Below are 16,798 nucleotides of genomic sequence, written 5' to 3' on the forward strand. Positions count from 1 at the left end.
GCGCATCGGACCGGACCAATCGAGACGGGGATCAGTTCGGCCCGAGATCTGGCACGGGGCCAGCAAGATCACGATCTACAGCTGGAGTACTAGGCGGCATGAATGCCGCCCCACCAGGGAATCAGCGGATCAACTCGACGACGTGCCGGTGTTTTATTACCCGTTCCCGGTTGTTCACCTGCGCTTTGCTGGATCCGGGCGAATCGGGTAGCCCTGGCGCGGGATTTCGGGCGTACGGCAAGAGTGGGCGCATACGGCAAAAGCGGGTGGATCGTTGGGGGATCCACCCGCTCAAGGGCCGGTGCGCCGCTTTCCGGCGCTCGCGCTCAGCGGCGTACCGCCTTGCGGAGCGCACGCGCCTGCCGCACCACCCGTCGCGCCGTGGAGTTGCGGGGCAGGAAGGCCAGCCGCTCCGGGATGCCGCCGGGCAGTCCGAGCGAGGTGAGCCGCTTGCGCTTGAAATAGCGTTGGATACGCGGGCCGTAGTAGTCGGAGAGATAGCGCTCCGCGGCCGGGCGCAGGGCCCAGTAGATCTGCGGCTGCTGGGTGAAGCCGACCGTGGTGATCAGATCGGTCAGCGTGTCCGCGGCGAGGGTGTCGCGCTTCTTCTCGGTGTCCAGGTCCGGCAGCAGCGCGTCGGCCAGGACGACGGGGACGCGGTTGCTGTTCTGGTAGGGCGACAGCCGCTCCAGCAGCGGCTCGGTGCCGATACGGGCGACCGGCAGCTCGTAGAAGACGGAGGCCGTGAACAGCGCGGTCGAGAAGCAGCCGACCACCAGTGCGGGCGGGGCCTTCTCGTACAGCACCTCGGCGAGCACCGGCGTGTCCAGGAGGGTGAAGTCCACGCCGAGTGCGGCGGCCTCGGTCTCCAGGGCGCGGCTGTAGCGGGCCGGCGCGGTCGGGTGCGGCTTGAAGACGATGGAACGGTGCCCGCGGGCGACCGCCCCCCGCAGCATCCGCAGATGCAGGTCCTCCTCCTCCTGGGCGGAGAGGATGTTCAGCGCGGACAGATACTGGCCGAGCAGCAGCGCCGCGTTGTCGGGCAGGGCCGGCAACTCCGCGACGGTGCCGCCGAGCCGGCTCAGCACCTTCAGGAACGCGTCCGTCGGGACCACGTGCGCGGGCGCGTCGAACTCGGTCAGCAGCATCGGCGTCAGACCGGGCACCAGGTCCAGGTGCAGCAGCCGCCGCACGCGCGTGCCGACCAGCGGGTCGATCTTGTTGCGGGTGGGGCCGTAGCTCATCAGCCCGTCGGCGTAGACGTCGATGGGAGCCCCGAGGAACATCTGGGCCAGCGTCAGCGCCGGGCTGACCTGGATGGACTCCATGACCAGCTCCACCCGGTCGTCGCCCAGATCCCACAGCATCCGCAGATAGCGCTCGAAAAGAGGAAGGTCGTCGGGGCGCGGGACCCAGGCCCCCGGGTGGAAGGGGTGGATGGCCTCGTTGAAGGACAGCACCCCGTCGAAGTGCTCGCGCAGCGTCGCGAAGCCCGGCATCTCGTCGACGGCGGGCGTGGTCTCGGGCGTCGCGGAGTTGTTGAACACCAGCAGCAGACGGCGGTCCGCCTCGGCGAAGCAGTCGGACTCGAGGGCGGCGGCCAGGGTGGCGGCGCCGTACAGCGTGGAGGCGCAGAAGATCTGGGTGGTACGGGGCATCAGGCGGCCGCCTTCGCTGTGGTGACCCGGCGCCGCAGCCGCCGCAGCTTGGAGGCACGGGTCAGGTCCATGGTGTCGAGTACGTCGCCGAGTGCGTCCTGCGGCATGCGCTTTATGGCCGCCGAGCTCATCACCCGCAGCCGCTTGGCCACGTCCGGCTCGAACTTGTCGATCTCCGAGAGGTGGTGGGCGATGATCGCGCAGTACGTCCGTACCGCCTTCGGCAGCAGCCGGTCGGTGTCGGCGTCCTTGGCGGTCTCCTCGACGACCTGGTCGAAGGCGCGGATGAAGTCGAGCTGGCGGACGTCGCCGATCTGCGTGAGGGAGGAGGCGACTCCACGCCGGTAGAAGACGCCGAGGAGGTTCACCACGGCGAACGACTCCGCCTCGCGGTGCAGCTTCCAGATCCACGGCCGGTCCTCGGCCGTGCGCAGTCCGTCGGTGAAGTGCAGCAGACCCCGGTCGAGCAGCCGGCGGTGGTAGACGCCGGCCCAGGCGTAGGCGTAGTCCACCGAGGTCGTGCGGTCGGCGGGCAGGATGGCGTCGCGCGGGTTCATCACCTCGCCTCGCCGTCCGTGCGGGGCCCGGTGCACGGAACGGGCGCGGGCGGTGGCCTGTACATGGTCGGTGCGGACGAAGTCGCAGCCCAGCTCCTCGATGGCCGCCACCAGCTCACCGATGTACCCCGGAGCGAGCCAGTCGTCGCCGTCGAGGAAGGTCAGGTACTCGCCCGTCGCCGCGTCGAGGCCGGTGTTGCGCGCGGTGGCGAGCCCGCCGTTCTCCTCGCGACGGATGTAACGCACCTGAGCGACATCCGACAGTTCGTCGGCCGCGCGTTCGAGAATGGCGGGCGTTTCATCTTTTGAATAATCGTCCACCAGGACGAATTCGATGTCGCGCCGCGCGTTCAGGCGAAGACTTCTGATGTTGTCCGGGGCGTATTGCTGCACGTTGTAGAACGGCACGATCACGGAAATCTTTGGCACCTGCGAAACCCTAAGAGGTGGCCCCGCAGCGGAACTTGCCGATGGCTGTACGGAGGGTGAACTCGATGTGTCGGAACGGTGCATCCCGTGTACTTTCTAGGCTTTGACGAGCCAGTTCGGCTTCCGGTGATGTTCTGTTAACTTTCCGTTGAGATGCGGTTGGGCCACAACTAGAAATTCCTTCCTAGCGTCTGTGTCGTGCCACTAAGTACAACGAAGCTCCCGCGGATCGCGGTACTCGCGGACTCGGACACCCGCTGGAAATGGGGTGCCCTGACCGCGGCCCGGATCGCTCCGGGCCCGTCCATCGAAGCCGGACCGCGGGGCGACACGCAAGTTGCCCCCATGGCCCCGGCCCTGGATGGGTTCCTGCTGCGCGGACGGTCCACACCCACGGCCCGCCAACTGGCGGAAGTGGGCGTGCGCGCCGACTCCCTGCGGGAGGTCACGGCCGTCGAGTTCCTGCGCGCCATGGAGCAGGAGTCGTACGACATCGTCGTCCTCGCCCTCGTCGGCGGCGGCGTCCAGGCGATGCTGCACGGCCTCGGCCGGGTCTGGGAGGGTCTTCAGAAGCGTCCCGTCGTCGTCACCGGCTATGTCGGCGTCGTCTACGAGAAGCTCGCCGACGGTCTGCTGCTGCGGCACGGCGCGGACCTCGTCCTCGCCAACTCGCGCCAGGACGCCGACCGTTTCCGCGCCGTGTACGAGGGGGTCGGCGCCGACGCCTCGGCGGTCACCGAGGTGGCGCTGCCGTTCCTCGGCGGCAAGCCCTACTCCGGCGAGAACGACCCGTACACGGTCGTCTTCGCCGTGCAGCCCTCGGTCCCCGAGAGCCGCAAGGACCGTACGTACCTGCTGAACCGGCTGATTCAGCACGCACGCAAGCACCCCGAACGCGAGGTGCTGCTGAAGCTCCGCTCCAAGCCGGGCGAGCACACCACGCACATCGAGGAATCGCCGTACCAGAAACTGGTGCAGGGCAAGGACGTGCCGGACAACTTCCGGCTCGTGTACGGCCACATGGGCGAGGTGCTCGACCGCACCGACCTGCTGGTGACCGTCAGCTCGACGGCCGCGCTGGAGGCGCTGCACCGCCGTATCCCCACGGTCGTCCTGACCGACCTGGGTGTGCGCGAGGTGCTCGGCAACCACCACTTCGTGGGCTCCGGCTGCCTCGCCTCCTGGGACCAGCTCGACGCGGGCCACCGGCCGGCGCCTGACGCGGAATGGGTGGCCCGGCAGGGAGTCGCGGCGGACGGGGCGTACGAGACCGCCTTCGACGCGGCGCGGGAGCGGATCACCAAGCTGCTGGCCCGGTCCGGGGGGATGCCGCCCCTCACTCCGTACTACACGACCGTGACCGCCCCGGGCTATCTGCCCGGCATCCTCGCCCGCCACCACCTCGCCCCGGACGGCATACCGCTGCCCGGAGCGCCCGCCGCCGACAAGGAGCCGGGCCCGGTGCGCCAGATCGTGCGCCGTGCGGCCCGCGGCGCCTACCGCCACGGCGTGCAGCGCGTGGCCCCCGTGATCCGGCGGATGGGGGAGCTGTGAACGCCCCGAATCCCTCGCAAGGAGCCCAGAACATGTCCAACCCGCAAGCGGGTCAAGGCGCTTCGGTGCGCCGGGTGCTCGCGGTGATCCCCGCGCGCGGCGGCTCCAAGGGCGTGCCCGCGAAGAACCTCGCGCCCGTCGGCGGCGTCCCGCTGGTGGTGCGCGCCGTGCGCGAGTGCCGCGCCTCCCGGCTGGTGACGGACGTCGTGGTGTCCACCGACGACCAGGCCATCGCGGCCGCCGCCCGCCAGGCCGGCGCCGAGATCGTGCTGCGACCCGCCGCCATCGCCGGTGACACCGCCACCTCCGAGGCCGCCGTCCTGCACGCCATGAGCGCCCACGAGGCCCTGCACGGCGCGCCGGTCGACGTGGTCCTGCTCGTGCAGTGCACCAGCCCGTTCATCGTCCGCGAGGACATCGACGCGGTCGCGGCCGCGGTCGTCGAGAACGGCGCCGACACCGCGGTGGCCGTGGCGCCCTTCCACGGCTTCATCTGGCGGGACGCGGCCGACGCTCCGGCGGTCGTGGACGCCCAGACCACCGCGGCCGTGGGCGAAGCGGTCGCCGCCGCCAATGCCGGCGTCACGGCGGGCGGCTACGGCGTCAACCACGACAAGTCCTTCCGCCCGCGCCGCCAGGACCGCCCCCAGGACCTCCTGGAGACCGGCGCCGCCTACGCGATGGACGCGGCGGGCTTCCGCGAGCACCAGCACCGCTTCTTCGGCCGTACCGAGCCGGTGCGCACCGACCCGGCCCGGGTGCTGGAGATCGACGACCCGCACGACCTCGCCCGCGCCCGGGCCCTCGCGCCGCTCTTCGACGCGGACCGGCCCGGCGCCCTCCCGACCGCCGACGACATCGACGCGGTCGTCCTCGACTTCGACGGCACCCAGACCGACGACAGGGTGCTGATCGACTCCGACGGAAAGGAGTTCGTCTCCGTGCACCGCGGAGACGGCCTCGGCATCGCGGCCCTGCGCAACAGCCGCCTGAAGATGCTGATCCTTTCCACGGAGCAGAACCCGGTGGTGGCCGCCCGCGCCCGGAAGCTCAAGCTCCCGGTGCTGCACGGCATCGACCGGAAAGACCTCGCACTGAAGCAGTGGTGCGAGGAGCAGGGCATCGCGCCTGAGCGCGTGCTCTACGTCGGCAACGACGTCAACGACCTCCCGTGCTTCGCCCTCGTCGGCTGGCCGGTGGCGGTCGCGAGCGCCCACGACGTCGTGCGCGGCTCCGCACGCGCGGTCACCACCCTTTCCGGTGGCGACGGCGCGATCCGAGAGATCGCCAGCTGGATCCTCGGCCCCTCTCTCGACTCCCTCGACAAGTAAGGAACGTTCCACCATGAGCACCAACTCCCGTCTGCGCACCTTCGGTTCGAAGACCGCGGGCCCCGGCCACCCGGTCTACGTCGTCGGCGAGATCGGCATCAACCACAACGGCGAGCTCGAGAACGCCTTCAAGCTGATCGACGCGGCCGCCGAGGCCGGCTGTGACGCCGTCAAGTTCCAGAAGCGCACCCCGGAGATCTGCACCCCGCGTGACCAGTGGGACATCGAGCGCGACACCCCCTGGGGCCGCATGACCTACATCGACTACCGCCACCGCGTGGAGTTCGGTGAGGACGAGTACCGTCAGATCGACGAGTACGCCAAGAGCAAGAACATCGACTGGTTCGCCTCCCCGTGGGACACCGAGGCCGTCGCCTTCCTCGAGAAGTTCGACGTCCCGGCCCACAAGGTCGCCTCCGCGTCGCTGACCGACGACGAGCTGCTGCGCGCCCTGCGCGCCACCGGCCGTACGGTCATCCTCTCCACCGGCATGTCCAGCCCGAAGCAGATCCGTCACGCGGTCGAGGTCCTCGGCTCGGACAACATCCTGCTCTGCCACGCCACGTCGACGTACCCGGCCAAGGCCGAGGAGCTCAACCTCCGCGTCATCAACACCCTCCAGGCCGAGTACCCGAACGTCCCGATCGGCTACTCCGGTCACGAGACGGGCCTGCAGACCACGCTTGCCGCGGTCGCCCTCGGCGCCACCTTCGTCGAGCGTCACATCACCCTCGACCGCGCCATGTGGGGCTCGGACCAGGCCGCCTCCGTCGAGCCGCAGGGCCTCACGCGCCTCGTCCGCGACATCCGCACCATCGAGGCCTCCCTCGGTGACGGCGTCAAGAAGGTCTACGAGTCCGAGCTCGGCCCGATGAAGAAGCTGCGCCGCGTCACCGGCGTCGTCGCGGAGGCGGAGATCGCCGCGGCCGCCGGCGAACCGCTCTCGGTCTGAACATCGGTCTGAACACCTTACGAATCGGTCATACGTCGACACGGGACGGTCAAACGCCGATGAGCCCCCGCGCCGGTTCCACCGGCCCCCACACTCTCGCCTTCGTCGAGAGTCCGGTACAACTCCTGAACGTGCTGGAGTGGGCACACGTCCATGTCCGCCGGCCCGAGCAGGACAGTGCTCCCGCGCCCGACGCGGGCCCGGCGGCAGCGGCCGCCGGACCGCCGGGCGCCGGGAGTGCCGAGGCGACCGGCGCGGGGCTCACCCTTGTCGTCCTCTCTCCCATCGACCCGATGACCCGCGGCCAACTGCGCCGAATGGCCGAACTGGCCCGCGACGAGGGCTACGAGGTCCGCTGGGAGGAGGCGCGCGGCGGCACCACGGCGCCCTTCCACACGATCGGCGGCCTCGCCCCGCTGCTGCGCAAGGCCCACCGCATTGTGATGGGAGACCCGTTCTCCCGTTACGTACAGCTGCTTCTGACCATCACCCGCGCCCGCGACCTGGTCGTCGTCGACGACGGCACGGCGACGATGGAGTTCGTCGCCCAACTCGCCCAGGGTGAACGCCTGGTGCGCTGGCACCGGCGCGGCGGCCGACCCGGACCCCGCGACGTGCTCTTCGCCCCGGTCTCGGCCTCGGCCCGCCGCCGTCTCACCCCGACCCGGTCCCGTACGGTCCAGGTCTTCTCCTCCATGCCCATCGAATCGGCACCGGACGGCGTCCGCATCACCGCCAACGACTTCTCCTGGACCCGGGCCCGCTTCGGCCCGCCGCGCCTCACCAAGGGCGCGGACCTGGTCGGCACGTCCCTCGTCGAGACGGGAGTGGTCGACGCGGACCGCTACCTGGAGGCGGTCCGCGCACTCGCCAAGACCCATGGCGCGACCCGCTACTTCGCCCACCGCCGCGAGGCCACCGACAAGCTCCACCGCCTGGCCGTGGAAACGGGGCTGGAGATCGTCCGCCCCGACCTCCCCCTCGAACTGATCGCCCGCCGTGGCCCCATCGGCCGCACGATCCTGAGCTTCCCGTCGACGGTCGTGCACACGCTGCCGTTGGCCCTGGCCGGAACCGAGGTCCGTGTCGCCGTCTGCGACATCGACCCCAGCTGGCTGACGGAGAACGCCTCGCCGAGGGCCCAGGGATTCCTGTCCGGTGTCACGGGAACGGCCCGGGACGTACACCGGCTGTCAGGGGTGACTTCGGCGTAGCCCACCCCCGCCGGCCTCTGGAGTGGTGGTCGACCGAGGGTGGTGTCCTCGGATCGGTACGCGTGATCTTGGCGTGATCTGTGGGACCGTGGAGTACGGGAACGGGCTCGGACACCCCGAGGGTTCCCCGGTGGGAATCCGCGGGCAGCCCCGGCGGATGGGATCGAGCGCCGCCCGACAGCCCGGACCAGGGGCTGACCACGGCCGGACCAAGATCTAATCGCCAGGAAAGACAGGCGAGTGTACCCATCTCCACCCATAGCTATGCGTCGCGCGGCCAGATTATCTTCCCCTAACGGGCTGAACTTTTGTTGATCGTGGGTCAGTCGGCCGACCCGTCGCCCTACCCTTCAAAGGGTGAACCAATTGATGTCCCGAGAGCCCGAGGCCGACCTCCCCGGGGAAGCGCCGCTCCCCGGCACGCTGCCCGAGTCGCTGCGCGGCGAACTCGTCGCATTCCGGCGCGACTTGCACATGCACCCGGAGCTCGGCAACCAGGAGTTCCGCACCACCGCGGCGCTCAAGGCGCGCCTCGAGCAGGCCGGCCTCGAGCCGCGGGTGCTCGACACCGGGACGGGGCTCATGTGCGACATCGGGCTCGACGGCAGCGAGTGGGCCGGCGACGCGCGGGACAGCGACACAGGGGAGGGCGGCCCGCGAGGCGGCCTTGAGCGGGTCGGCGGCCGCCCCATGCTCGCTCTGCGCGCCGACATCGACGCCCTGCCCATCCCGGACACGAAAAGTGACTGCGCGTACCGCTCGACCGTGCCCGACCGCGCCCACGCGTGTGGGCACGACGTGCATACGACCGTCGTGCTCGGCGCCGGGCTCGTGCTCGCCGAACTGCACCGGCAGGGCCGACTGCCGCGCCCCGTGCGGCTGATCTTCCAGCCCGCGGAGGAGGTACTGCCCGGCGGCGCCTCCGACGCGATCGAGTCGGGCGTTCTCGAGGGCGTCGGACGGATCATCGGCGTGCACTGCGACCCGAAGGTCGACGCGGGGCGCATCGGCTTGCGCTACGGCGCCATCACCTCCGCATGCGACCGGCTCGAAGTCGCCCTCGACGGCGCCGGCGGCCACACCGCGCGCCCCCACCTCACCACTGACCTCGTCACCGCCGCCGCCCGCGTCGCCATCGACGTCCCCGCACTGGTCGCCCGCCGCACCGATGCGCGCAGTGGGCTGGCCGTGACCTGGGGGCGCATCGAATCCGGGCACGCCTGCAACGTGATCCCGAACCACGCCGAGCTCTCCGGGACCGTGCGCTGCCTGGACCTCGCTGCCTGGCGGGCCGCGCCCGACCTCGTGCACGCGGCCATCGACGAGATCGCGAACCTGTACCGGGCCAAGTCCGAGATCAACTACATCCGGGGCGTCCCGCCGGTCGTCAACGACCCGGCCGTCACCGATCTGCTGCGCGATGCCATGACCGCCCGGCGCGGGGCGCACTCCATCGAGGACACCGAGCAGAGCCTGGGCGGCGAGGACTTCTCCTGGTACCTGGAGCACGTGCCCGGCGCGATGGCCCGGCTCGGCGTGCGCACGCCCGGTGAGCGCGTTCCCCGCGACCTGCACCAGGGCGGCTTCGACGCGGACGAGTCGGCGATCACGGTGGGCGTGGAACTCTTCACCGCCGCGGCCCTGCTCGACGCCGACGTGTGAGGGCCGGACGGGCGGCGGCGGGCGGGCCTCCCTCCGCCGCTCACCCCGTCACGTATACCGTCCCCTGCGCACACGGATCGTCACCGCCACAGCAGGAGTTCTGTCCGCGCATGCGCCTTTCGGCCCCATGGTTCACCGGGACGTAACCGGCCATCGGCACGAATGGATAACGGCCAGGCGAAACCCCGTTCCCTGAACTGTCTACGCGCGTTAATGTGCGCCGAACTCAGCACCCACTGCGGGGCTTTGGAGAATGGGGAACCTTCAGATGCGTCGGATATCCAGACTGACACGCGTCGCGGTGGGGGTCGCGTCGCTTGCACTCGCGGCCACGGCCTGCGGCGGCACCAGCGACGAGGCGGGCGACGACAGCAGCAGCGCGAGCAGCGCGAGCAAGGGTCTCGCCATCGCGTACGACATCGGCGGCAAGGGCGACCAGTCCTTCAACGACGCGGCGTACGCGGGCCTGGAGAAGGCGAAGACGGAGTTCGGTTACGACACCGCCGACATCGAGCCCACCGACGGCGAGACCAGCGCCGACAAGGAGCTGCGTCTCTCCTCGCTGGCCAAGCAGGGCTACAACCCGGTCATCGGCATCGGGTTCGCCTACGGCCCCGCGCTGGAGGCGGTCGTCAGCAAGTACCCGGACACCACCTTCGGCATCGTGGACTCCGTGGTCGAGGGCGACAACGTGGTGTCCCTGGTCTTCGCCGAGCAGGAGGCCTCGTACCTCGCCGGTGTCGCCGCGGCCAAGGCCACCAAGACCAACACCGTCGGCTTCGTGGGCGGTGTGGACATCCCGCTCATCCACAAGTTCGAGGCGGGCTACAAGCAGGGTGTCGCGGACACCAACTCCAAGGTCAAGGTTCTGTCGCAGTACCTGACGCAGACCGCCGAGGAGGGTGGCTTCTCCAGCCCCGACAAGGGCAAGGCCGCGGCCGAGGGCCAGATCGAGAAGAAGGCCGACGTCGTCTACCAGGCCGCCGGTCTGTCGGGCCAGGGTGTGATCGAGGCCGCCGCCAAGGCGAAGGTCTGGGCGATCGGTGTCGACTCCGACCAGTACAAGCAGGAGGCGCTGGCCGCCTACAAGGACTACATCCTGACCTCCGCGCTCAAGGACGTCGGTGGCGCCGTGTACTCGCTCGCCAAGTCCGTCAAGGACGGCAAGCCGCTGACCGGTACGCAGACCTTCGACCTGAAGGTGGACGGCGTCGGTCTCGCCGACAGCAACCCGAAGATGGCGGAGATCTCCGGCCTCACCGACGCCGTGGCCAAGGCCAAGGCGTCCATCATCGACGGCACGATCAAGGTCAAGACCGAGTAGTCGAGCGGCGAACGCAGTCACGCGGAGCGGGCGGGTACCCAAGGTGCCCGCCCGCTTCCGTGCCCGCCCGCTTCCGTGCCCCCTGAGCAGGTCACCCACAGCCACCGGATCTTTGCGGTCGGCAAGCCTTCGTCCGGCGGGCGCGTGTCGTCGGGCACAGCCGCATAACAAGGTGGACAGAAGGGGTTTTCTAGTTGGTCTACGCGCGTTAATCTGCGGCGAAGCCAGCGCCGAAATCGTACCGTCAGGCGCTTGTACGACAGGAGCACAACACATGCGCCGGGTTCCCCGCATCGCGCTCGCAGGCGCCGCGACCGCGTCTCTCGCCCTCGTTCTGTCCGCCTGTGGCGGCACCTCGACCTCCGCCGGCTCGTCGGACTCGAAGGAGGACCTGGGTCTCGCCATCGCGTACGACGTCGGCGGCAAGGGCGACCAGTCCTTCAACGACGCGGCGTACGCGGGCCTGGAGAAGGCGCAGAAGGAGTTCGGCTACAAGACCGCCGACGTGGAGCCCACGGACGGCGAGACGGACGCGGACAAGACGCAGCGCCTGATCTCGCTGGCCAAGAAGGGCTACAACCCGGTCATCGGCATCGGCTACGCCTACGCGCCGGCCATCAAGGAGGCCGCGGAGAAGTACCCCGACACCACCTTCGGCATCGTCGACGACTCCACGGTCGAGTCGGCGAACGTCGCGGACCTCGTCTTCTCCGAGGAGGAGGCCTCGTACCTCGCCGGTGTCGCCGCGGCCAAGGCCACCAAGACGAACACGGTCGGCTTCGTGGGCGGTGTGGACGTTCCGCTGATCCACAAGTTCGGGGCGGGCTTCGAGCAGGGCGTCAAGGACACGAACCCCAAGGTCAAGGTTCTGTCGCAGTACCTGACGCAGACCGCCGACGAGGGTGGCTTCTCCAGCCCCGACAAGGGCAAGACGGCCGCCGAGGGCCAGATCGAGAAGAAGGCCGACGTCGTCTACGCGGCGGCCGGTCTGTCCGGTCAGGGTGTCATCGAGGCCGCGGAAGCCGAGAAGGTGTGGGCGATCGGCGTCGACTCCGACCAGTACAAGCAGGAAGCGCTGGCCGCGTACAAGGACTCCATCCTGACCTCCGCGACAAAGGACGTCGCCAAGGCGGTCTACAACCTTGCGAAGTCGGTCGAGGACGGCAATCCCGAGACCGGTATCGTTCGGGGCGACCTGAAGTCCGGTGAGGTCGGCCTCGCCGACTCCAACCCGAAGTTCAAGAGCGACACTGCTATCCAGGAGGCCGTCGAGGCCGCCAGGGAGAAGATCATCAGCGGCGAGATCAAGGTCAAGTCCAGCTGACGAGCAAGACCTCAGGACCGCTGAGCGGCTCCGGGGAAGTTCAGGTGGGTCCTTCGGGGCCGCCCGCTCTTCCCCGGAGCCGCTTAGTAACCGCGGGGTTACGTCCGCTCAACGGGATACGAGGAGCCTGGCTCTCCGTATCCCGTTCTCGCGGCGCGTCGCCCCTTATGTTGCCGTAGGGGCGCTACGCGCGTAGACGACCCCCTTTCCCTTCAGGAGAGTGCGCCATCAACGCGTCCAGCAGCCCTCCGGCCGGCGCGGTCAACGGTCAGGTGACCGCAGTCGAACTCGCCGGGATCACCAAGCGATTCCCCGGCGTCGTGGCCAACCACGACATCCACCTCAGCGTCCGCCAGGGCACCGTCCACGCCCTCGTCGGCGAGAACGGTGCCGGCAAGTCGACGCTGATGAAGATTCTCTACGGCATGCAGAAGCCGGACGAGGGCACCATCGCCGTCGGCGGCGAGCAGATCACCTTCTCGTCGCCCGCCGACGCCATCGCACGCGGCATCGGCATGGTCCACCAGCACTTCATGCTCGCCGACAACCTCACCGTCCTGGAGAACGTCGTCCTGGGCAGCGAGAAGCTGTACGGCATCGGCGCCAAGGCCCGCCGCAAGATCATGGAGATCTCCCAGCGTTACGGCCTCGGCGTCCGCCCCGACGTCCTGGTCGAGGACCTCGGCGTCGCCGAACGGCAGCGCGTGGAGATCCTCAAGGTCCTCTACCGCGGCGCCCGCATCCTGATCCTTGACGAGCCCACCGCCGTACTCGTGCCGCAGGAGGTCGACGCGCTCTTCGACAACCTGCGTGAGCTCAAGGCCGAGGGCCTGTCGGTCATCTTCATCTCGCACAAGCTGGGCGAGGTCCTGTCGGTCGCCGACGACATCACGGTCATACGCCGCGGTACGACGGTCGGCACGGCCGTTCCGTCCGAGACCACCCCGCGTCAGCTCGCCGAGCTGATGGTGGGCAGCGAGCTGCCCACCCCGGAGACCGCCGAGTCCACCGTCACCGACAAGCCGGTCATCGAGGTCGAGCGCCTCACGGCCTTCGCCAGCGGCCACGCCTCCCTCGGCGAGCTCGCCGAGCCGACGGCGGACAGCGGCCTGGTCACGGAGGACACGGCCGAGACCGCCGCCGCGGTGCGGCGCGTCCTCGACGACGTCACCTTCACCATCCACGCGGGCGAGGTCATGGGCATCGCCGGCGTCGAGGGCAACGGCCAGACCGAGCTCATCGACGCGCTGATCGGCCTCAAGCGTGCCGACACCGGCTCCGTCTCCTTCCTCGGCGAGGACATCACCGCCTGGTCCACCCGCAAGCGCCGCGAGGGCGGCATCGGCTACATCCCCGAGGACCGCCACCGCCACGGCCTGCTCCTGGAGGCCCCCCTCTGGGAGAACCGCATCCTCGGCCACGTCACCGAGAAGCCCAACGCGAAGGGCGTCTGGCTCGACATCAAGGGCGCCCAGGAGGACACCAAGCGGATCGTCAAGGAGTACGACGTCCGCACCCCCGGCATCGACGTCACCGCGGCCTCCCTGTCCGGCGGCAACCAGCAGAAGCTGATCGTCGGCCGGGAGATGAGCCACAAGCCGCGCTTCCTGATCGCCGCCCACCCCACCCGCGGTGTGGACGTCGGCGCACAGGCCCAGATCTGGGACCAGATCCGGGAGGCCCGCCGCGAGGGTCTCGCCGTCCTGCTGATCTCCGCCGACCTGGACGAGCTGATCGGGCTGTCCGACACCCTGCGGGTGATCTACAACGGCAAGCTGGTCGCGGACGCCGACCCCGCCACCATCACTCCGGAGGAGCTCGGCTCGGCCATGACCGGCGCCGCCACCGGACACCTGGAGAACGAAGAGCTCGCCGAACAGGTGGAGCTCGAAGAGCAAGCCGAAACCCCCGAAACCCCCGAAACCCCCGACGCCCCGGATGCCCCGGAAGACGAGGCCCGCTGATGAAGAAGTTCGACAAGGAGCGCCTGCTCCTCGCGGTGGCCGGGCCGGTCATCGCGCTCGTCGTGGCCGTGGCGCTGACCTCGGTCGTGCTGATCGCCTCGGGCAAGAACCCGATCGAGCCGTACACGATCATGTTCGAGCAGGCCACGTTCTCCGACATCCAGGTCCTGATCATCAACCAGGCCTCGATGTACTACATCGCGGCGCTCGCGGTGGCCATCGGCTTCCGGATGAACCTGTTCAACATCGGTGTGGACGGGCAGTACCAGCTCGCCGCCATGATGGCCGCGGTCGTCGGCGCCCATGCCGCGCTGCCGGCGGTTCTCCAGGTCCCGCTGCTGATCCTGACCGCGGTCCTCACCGGCGCGTTCTGGGCCGGCATCGCCGGTCTCCTCAAGGTCACCCGCGGCGTCAGCGAGGTCGTCGCGACGATCATGCTGAACGCGATCGCGACCTCCCTCATCGCCTACCTGTGGCTGCCCGACGTCTTCGGCGTCAAGGTCGGCAACAACAACACCACCGGCGAGATGCACGAGTCCGGCTGGGTGCCCGGCTTCGACATGGGTGAGGCCGGCGAGATCTACGGCCTCGTCGTCCTCGCGGCGCTGCTCGGCATCGGCTACTGGGTCGTCCTCAACCGCACCCGCTTCGGCTTCGACCTGCGCGCCTCGGGCGCCTCGGAGACCGCCGCCGCGGCCAGCGGTGTGAACCCCAAGCGCATGGTGCTCACCGCCATGCTGGTCTCCGGCGGCCTGGCCGGCCTCGCGGGCCTGCCGATCCTGCTCGGCGACTCGCACACGTACAACCTGAACTTCCCGACCGGCATCGGCTTCCTGGGCATCGGCATCGCCCTGCTCGGCCGCAACAGCCCCACGGGCATCGCCTTCGCGGCCCTGCTGTGGGCCTGGCTCGACAAGGCGTCCCAGGACCTCGACTACCAGGGCTACGACAAAGAGATCGCGGTCATCATGCAGGGCCTGATCGTGATCGCGGTCGTCGTCTCGTACGAGGCCGTACGCGAGTGGGGTCTGCGCCGCCAGCAGCGCCGGGTCGGCGCGGAGCTGGCCGCGGGCCACGTCCTCGGCGCCTCCTCTGACAACAACACCGAGAAGGAGGTGGCGGGCCGATGACCACCGCGACCGACGTCAAGCAGCCCAAACTGCGATCCGCGGCACCCGGCGGCCGCCGGCTGACGCTCCCCGTCCTCCTGCTGGTCATCGCCGGCGGTCTGGCGCTGACCTCCCTCGTCCGCATCATCACCGGCGCCGACGGCATCACCAACGTCAGCCAGATGTCCACCGCGCTCCAGCTGGCCGTCCCGATCGGCCTGGCCGGTCTCGGCGGTCTGTGGGCCGAACGCGCGGGCGTCGTCAACATCGGCCTCGAAGGCATGATGATCCTCGGCACCTGGTTCGGCGCCTGGGCCGGCTACCAGTGGGGCCCGTGGACCGGCATCCTCATCGGCATCATCGGCGGCTGCATCGGCGGTCTGCTGCACGCGATCGTCACCGTCACCTTCAACGTCAACCACATCGTCTCCGGTGTGGCCATCAACATCCTCGCGCTCGGCGCCACCCGCTACCTCGCGCCGCTCGCCTTCGAAGGCGTCCAGGGCGGCTCGGCCAAGCAGTCCCCGCCGGTCGACTCGCTCGGCCACTTCACGGTGCCAGGACTGTCCGACTGGCTCACCACCCTCAACGCAAAGGGCTGGTTCTTCCTCTCGGACATCGCGGGCCTGCTCGGCGGCCTGGTCACCAACGTCTCCTGGCTGACCCTCATCGCCGTCGCACTGATCCCCGCCACCTGGTGGATCCTGTGGCGCACCGCGTTCGGCCTGCGGCTGCGGTCCTGCGGCGAGAACCCGGTCGCCGCCGAGTCGCTCGGCGTCAACGTCTACAAGTACAAGTACCTGGCCGTGATCATCTCCGGCGGTCTGGCCGGCCTCGGCGGCGTCTTCCTCTCCATCGTCGCCAACCCCTTCTACCTGGAGGGCCAGACCAGCGGACGCGGCTACATCGGCCTCGCCGCGATGATCTTCGGCAACTGGATGCCGGGCGGGCTCGCCATCGGTGCCGGCCTGTTCGGCTACACCGACAGCCTCAACCTGCGCGGCGGCTCCGAGAACGTCCACGCACTGCTGCTGCTCGGCGCCATCCTGCTGGTCATCGGCGCGGTCTGGCTGGTGATCCGGAAGAAGTACGTGCCCGCCGTGATCACCCTGGTCATCGGCGTGCTGGTGTTCCTCTGGTACGCCCTCACCAACGAGGTCCCCAACCAGGTCGTCTCCGCCACGCCGTACGTCATCACGCTGCTCGTCCTCTCGCTGTCCGCGCAGCGTCTGCGGATGCCCAAGGCGGACGGTCTGCCGTACCGGAAGGGACAGGGCAAGTGACCTCCGCCGACGAGGGCCGCACCGCCGTCGACTGGGACGTCCTGCGGGAGCTCGCGCGGGACGCCATGTCCCGTGCGTACGCCCCGTACTCGGGCTACCCGGTCGGTGTCGCGGCGCTCGTCGACGACGGCCGGACCGTCTCCGGCTGCAACGTCGAGAACGCCTCGTACGGGCTCGGGCTGTGCGCCGAGTGCGGTCTGGTCTCCCAGTTGCAGAACACCGGGGGCGGCAGGCTGACGCACTTCACCTGCGTCGACGGGCGGGGCGAGATCCTCGTGCCGTGCGGGCGCTGCCGTCAGCTGCTCTTCGAGTTCGGCGGGCCCGAACTGCTCCTGGAGACCCCGGCCGGAATCCTGCCGCTCTCCGAGATGCTGCCGCAGGCCTTCGGGCCGGAGCATCTGACCCAGTAACTCCCGTGCGGCCCCTCCTTACGACTG

General features: G+C 69.5%; 13 protein-coding genes. 11 read left to right on the forward strand and 2 right to left on the reverse strand.

What is annotated here, in order from left to right; genetic code table 11:
• Positions 1-326: 326 nt before the first annotated feature.
• Together AB0D57_RS34565 and AB0D57_RS34570 are read right to left on the reverse strand one after the other, a co-directional pair.
• A complete protein-coding gene (locus AB0D57_RS34565; RefSeq protein ID WP_362082341.1) occupies positions 327-1,658 on the reverse strand; it encodes an alpha-2,8-polysialyltransferase family protein in 1,332 nt (443 codons plus the stop codon).
• A complete protein-coding gene (locus AB0D57_RS34570; protein ID WP_362082344.1) occupies positions 1,658-2,644 on the reverse strand; it encodes a glycosyltransferase family 2 protein in 987 nt (328 codons plus the stop codon). The genes AB0D57_RS34565 and AB0D57_RS34570 overlap by 1 nt, the downstream gene beginning before the upstream one ends.
• 198 nt (positions 2,645-2,842) lie before the next feature.
• Here AB0D57_RS34570 and AB0D57_RS34575 point away from each other — a divergent pair, with 198 nt between their 5' ends.
• From AB0D57_RS34575 to AB0D57_RS34625, 11 genes are all read left to right on the forward strand, one after another.
• Complete coding sequence (locus AB0D57_RS34575) at positions 2,843-4,198, forward strand: DUF6716 putative glycosyltransferase (RefSeq protein ID WP_362082347.1); 1,356 nt, start codon at positions 2,843-2,845, stop codon at positions 4,196-4,198.
• A gap of 32 nt (positions 4,199-4,230) precedes the next feature.
• On the forward strand, positions 4,231-5,529 hold the full coding sequence (locus AB0D57_RS34580; RefSeq protein ID WP_362082350.1) for an acylneuraminate cytidylyltransferase: 1,299 nt from the start codon (positions 4,231-4,233) through the stop codon (positions 5,527-5,529).
• Between the two features lie 13 nt (positions 5,530-5,542).
• On the forward strand, positions 5,543-6,481 hold the full coding sequence (locus tag AB0D57_RS34585; RefSeq protein WP_362082353.1) for an N-acetylneuraminate synthase family protein: 939 nt from the start codon (positions 5,543-5,545) through the stop codon (positions 6,479-6,481).
• 59 nt (positions 6,482-6,540) lie between these two features.
• Positions 6,541-7,695 (forward strand): hypothetical protein, encoded by a 1,155-nt coding sequence (locus AB0D57_RS34590; protein ID WP_362082356.1) that lies wholly within the window; start codon positions 6,541-6,543, stop codon positions 7,693-7,695.
• A 369-nt stretch (positions 7,696-8,064) separates the two neighbouring features.
• Entirely contained in the window at positions 8,065-9,357 is a 1,293-nt protein-coding gene (locus tag AB0D57_RS34595) for an amidohydrolase (protein WP_362082359.1), read from the forward strand.
• 268 nt (positions 9,358-9,625) lie between these two features.
• Positions 9,626-10,681, forward strand: a complete 1,056-nt coding sequence (locus AB0D57_RS34600; RefSeq protein WP_362082361.1) for a BMP family ABC transporter substrate-binding protein — start codon at positions 9,626-9,628, stop codon at positions 10,679-10,681.
• A gap of 274 nt (positions 10,682-10,955) precedes the next feature.
• On the forward strand, positions 10,956-12,005 hold the full coding sequence (locus AB0D57_RS34605) for a BMP family ABC transporter substrate-binding protein (protein WP_362082364.1): 1,050 nt from the start codon (positions 10,956-10,958) through the stop codon (positions 12,003-12,005).
• Positions 12,006-12,277: 272 nt separating this feature from the next.
• The gene (locus AB0D57_RS34610) at positions 12,278-13,969 is read left to right on the forward strand and encodes an ABC transporter ATP-binding protein (protein ID WP_362082367.1); all 1,692 of its coding nucleotides are present in this window, start codon (positions 12,278-12,280) and stop codon (positions 13,967-13,969) included.
• Positions 13,969-15,099: an ABC transporter permease gene (locus AB0D57_RS34615; RefSeq protein WP_362082370.1), complete on the forward strand. Its 1,131-nt coding sequence runs from the start codon at positions 13,969-13,971 to the stop codon at positions 15,097-15,099. Before AB0D57_RS34610 ends, AB0D57_RS34615 begins: the two co-directional genes overlap by 1 nt.
• Positions 15,096-16,361 (forward strand): ABC transporter permease, encoded by a 1,266-nt coding sequence (locus AB0D57_RS34620; protein ID WP_362082373.1) that lies wholly within the window; start codon positions 15,096-15,098, stop codon positions 16,359-16,361. The genes AB0D57_RS34615 and AB0D57_RS34620 overlap by 4 nt, the downstream gene beginning before the upstream one ends.
• Entirely contained in the window at positions 16,358-16,771 is a 414-nt protein-coding gene (locus tag AB0D57_RS34625; protein ID WP_362082376.1) for a cytidine deaminase, read from the forward strand. Before AB0D57_RS34620 ends, AB0D57_RS34625 begins: the two co-directional genes overlap by 4 nt.
• The last annotated feature ends 27 nt before the right edge of the window (positions 16,772-16,798 follow it).

It is taken from the genome of Streptomyces sp. NPDC048275 (assembly GCF_040652275.1).
Taxonomy (GTDB): domain Bacteria; phylum Actinomycetota; class Actinomycetes; order Streptomycetales; family Streptomycetaceae; genus Streptomyces.

What these genes read in the sequence shown, in the direction of transcription:
- AB0D57_RS34565 (WP_362082341.1), bottom strand. Translation starts at nt 1,658, where the DNA reads ATGCCCCGTACCACCCAGATCTTCTGCGCCTCCACGCTGTACGGCGCC.
- AB0D57_RS34580 (WP_362082350.1), top strand. Translation starts at nt 4,231, where the DNA reads ATGTCCAACCCGCAAGCGGGTCAAGGCGCTTCGGTGCGCCGGGTGCTC.
- AB0D57_RS34585 (WP_362082353.1), top strand. Translation starts at nt 5,543, where the DNA reads ATGAGCACCAACTCCCGTCTGCGCACCTTCGGTTCGAAGACCGCGGGC.
- AB0D57_RS34590 (WP_362082356.1), top strand. Translation starts at nt 6,541, where the DNA reads ATGAGCCCCCGCGCCGGTTCCACCGGCCCCCACACTCTCGCCTTCGTC.
- AB0D57_RS34595 (WP_362082359.1), top strand. Translation starts at nt 8,065, where the DNA reads ATGTCCCGAGAGCCCGAGGCCGACCTCCCCGGGGAAGCGCCGCTCCCC.
- AB0D57_RS34600 (WP_362082361.1), top strand. Translation starts at nt 9,626, where the DNA reads ATGCGTCGGATATCCAGACTGACACGCGTCGCGGTGGGGGTCGCGTCG.
- AB0D57_RS34605 (WP_362082364.1), top strand. Translation starts at nt 10,956, where the DNA reads ATGCGCCGGGTTCCCCGCATCGCGCTCGCAGGCGCCGCGACCGCGTCT.
- AB0D57_RS34615 (WP_362082370.1), top strand. Translation starts at nt 13,969, where the DNA reads ATGAAGAAGTTCGACAAGGAGCGCCTGCTCCTCGCGGTGGCCGGGCCG.
- AB0D57_RS34620 (WP_362082373.1), top strand. Translation starts at nt 15,096, where the DNA reads ATGACCACCGCGACCGACGTCAAGCAGCCCAAACTGCGATCCGCGGCA.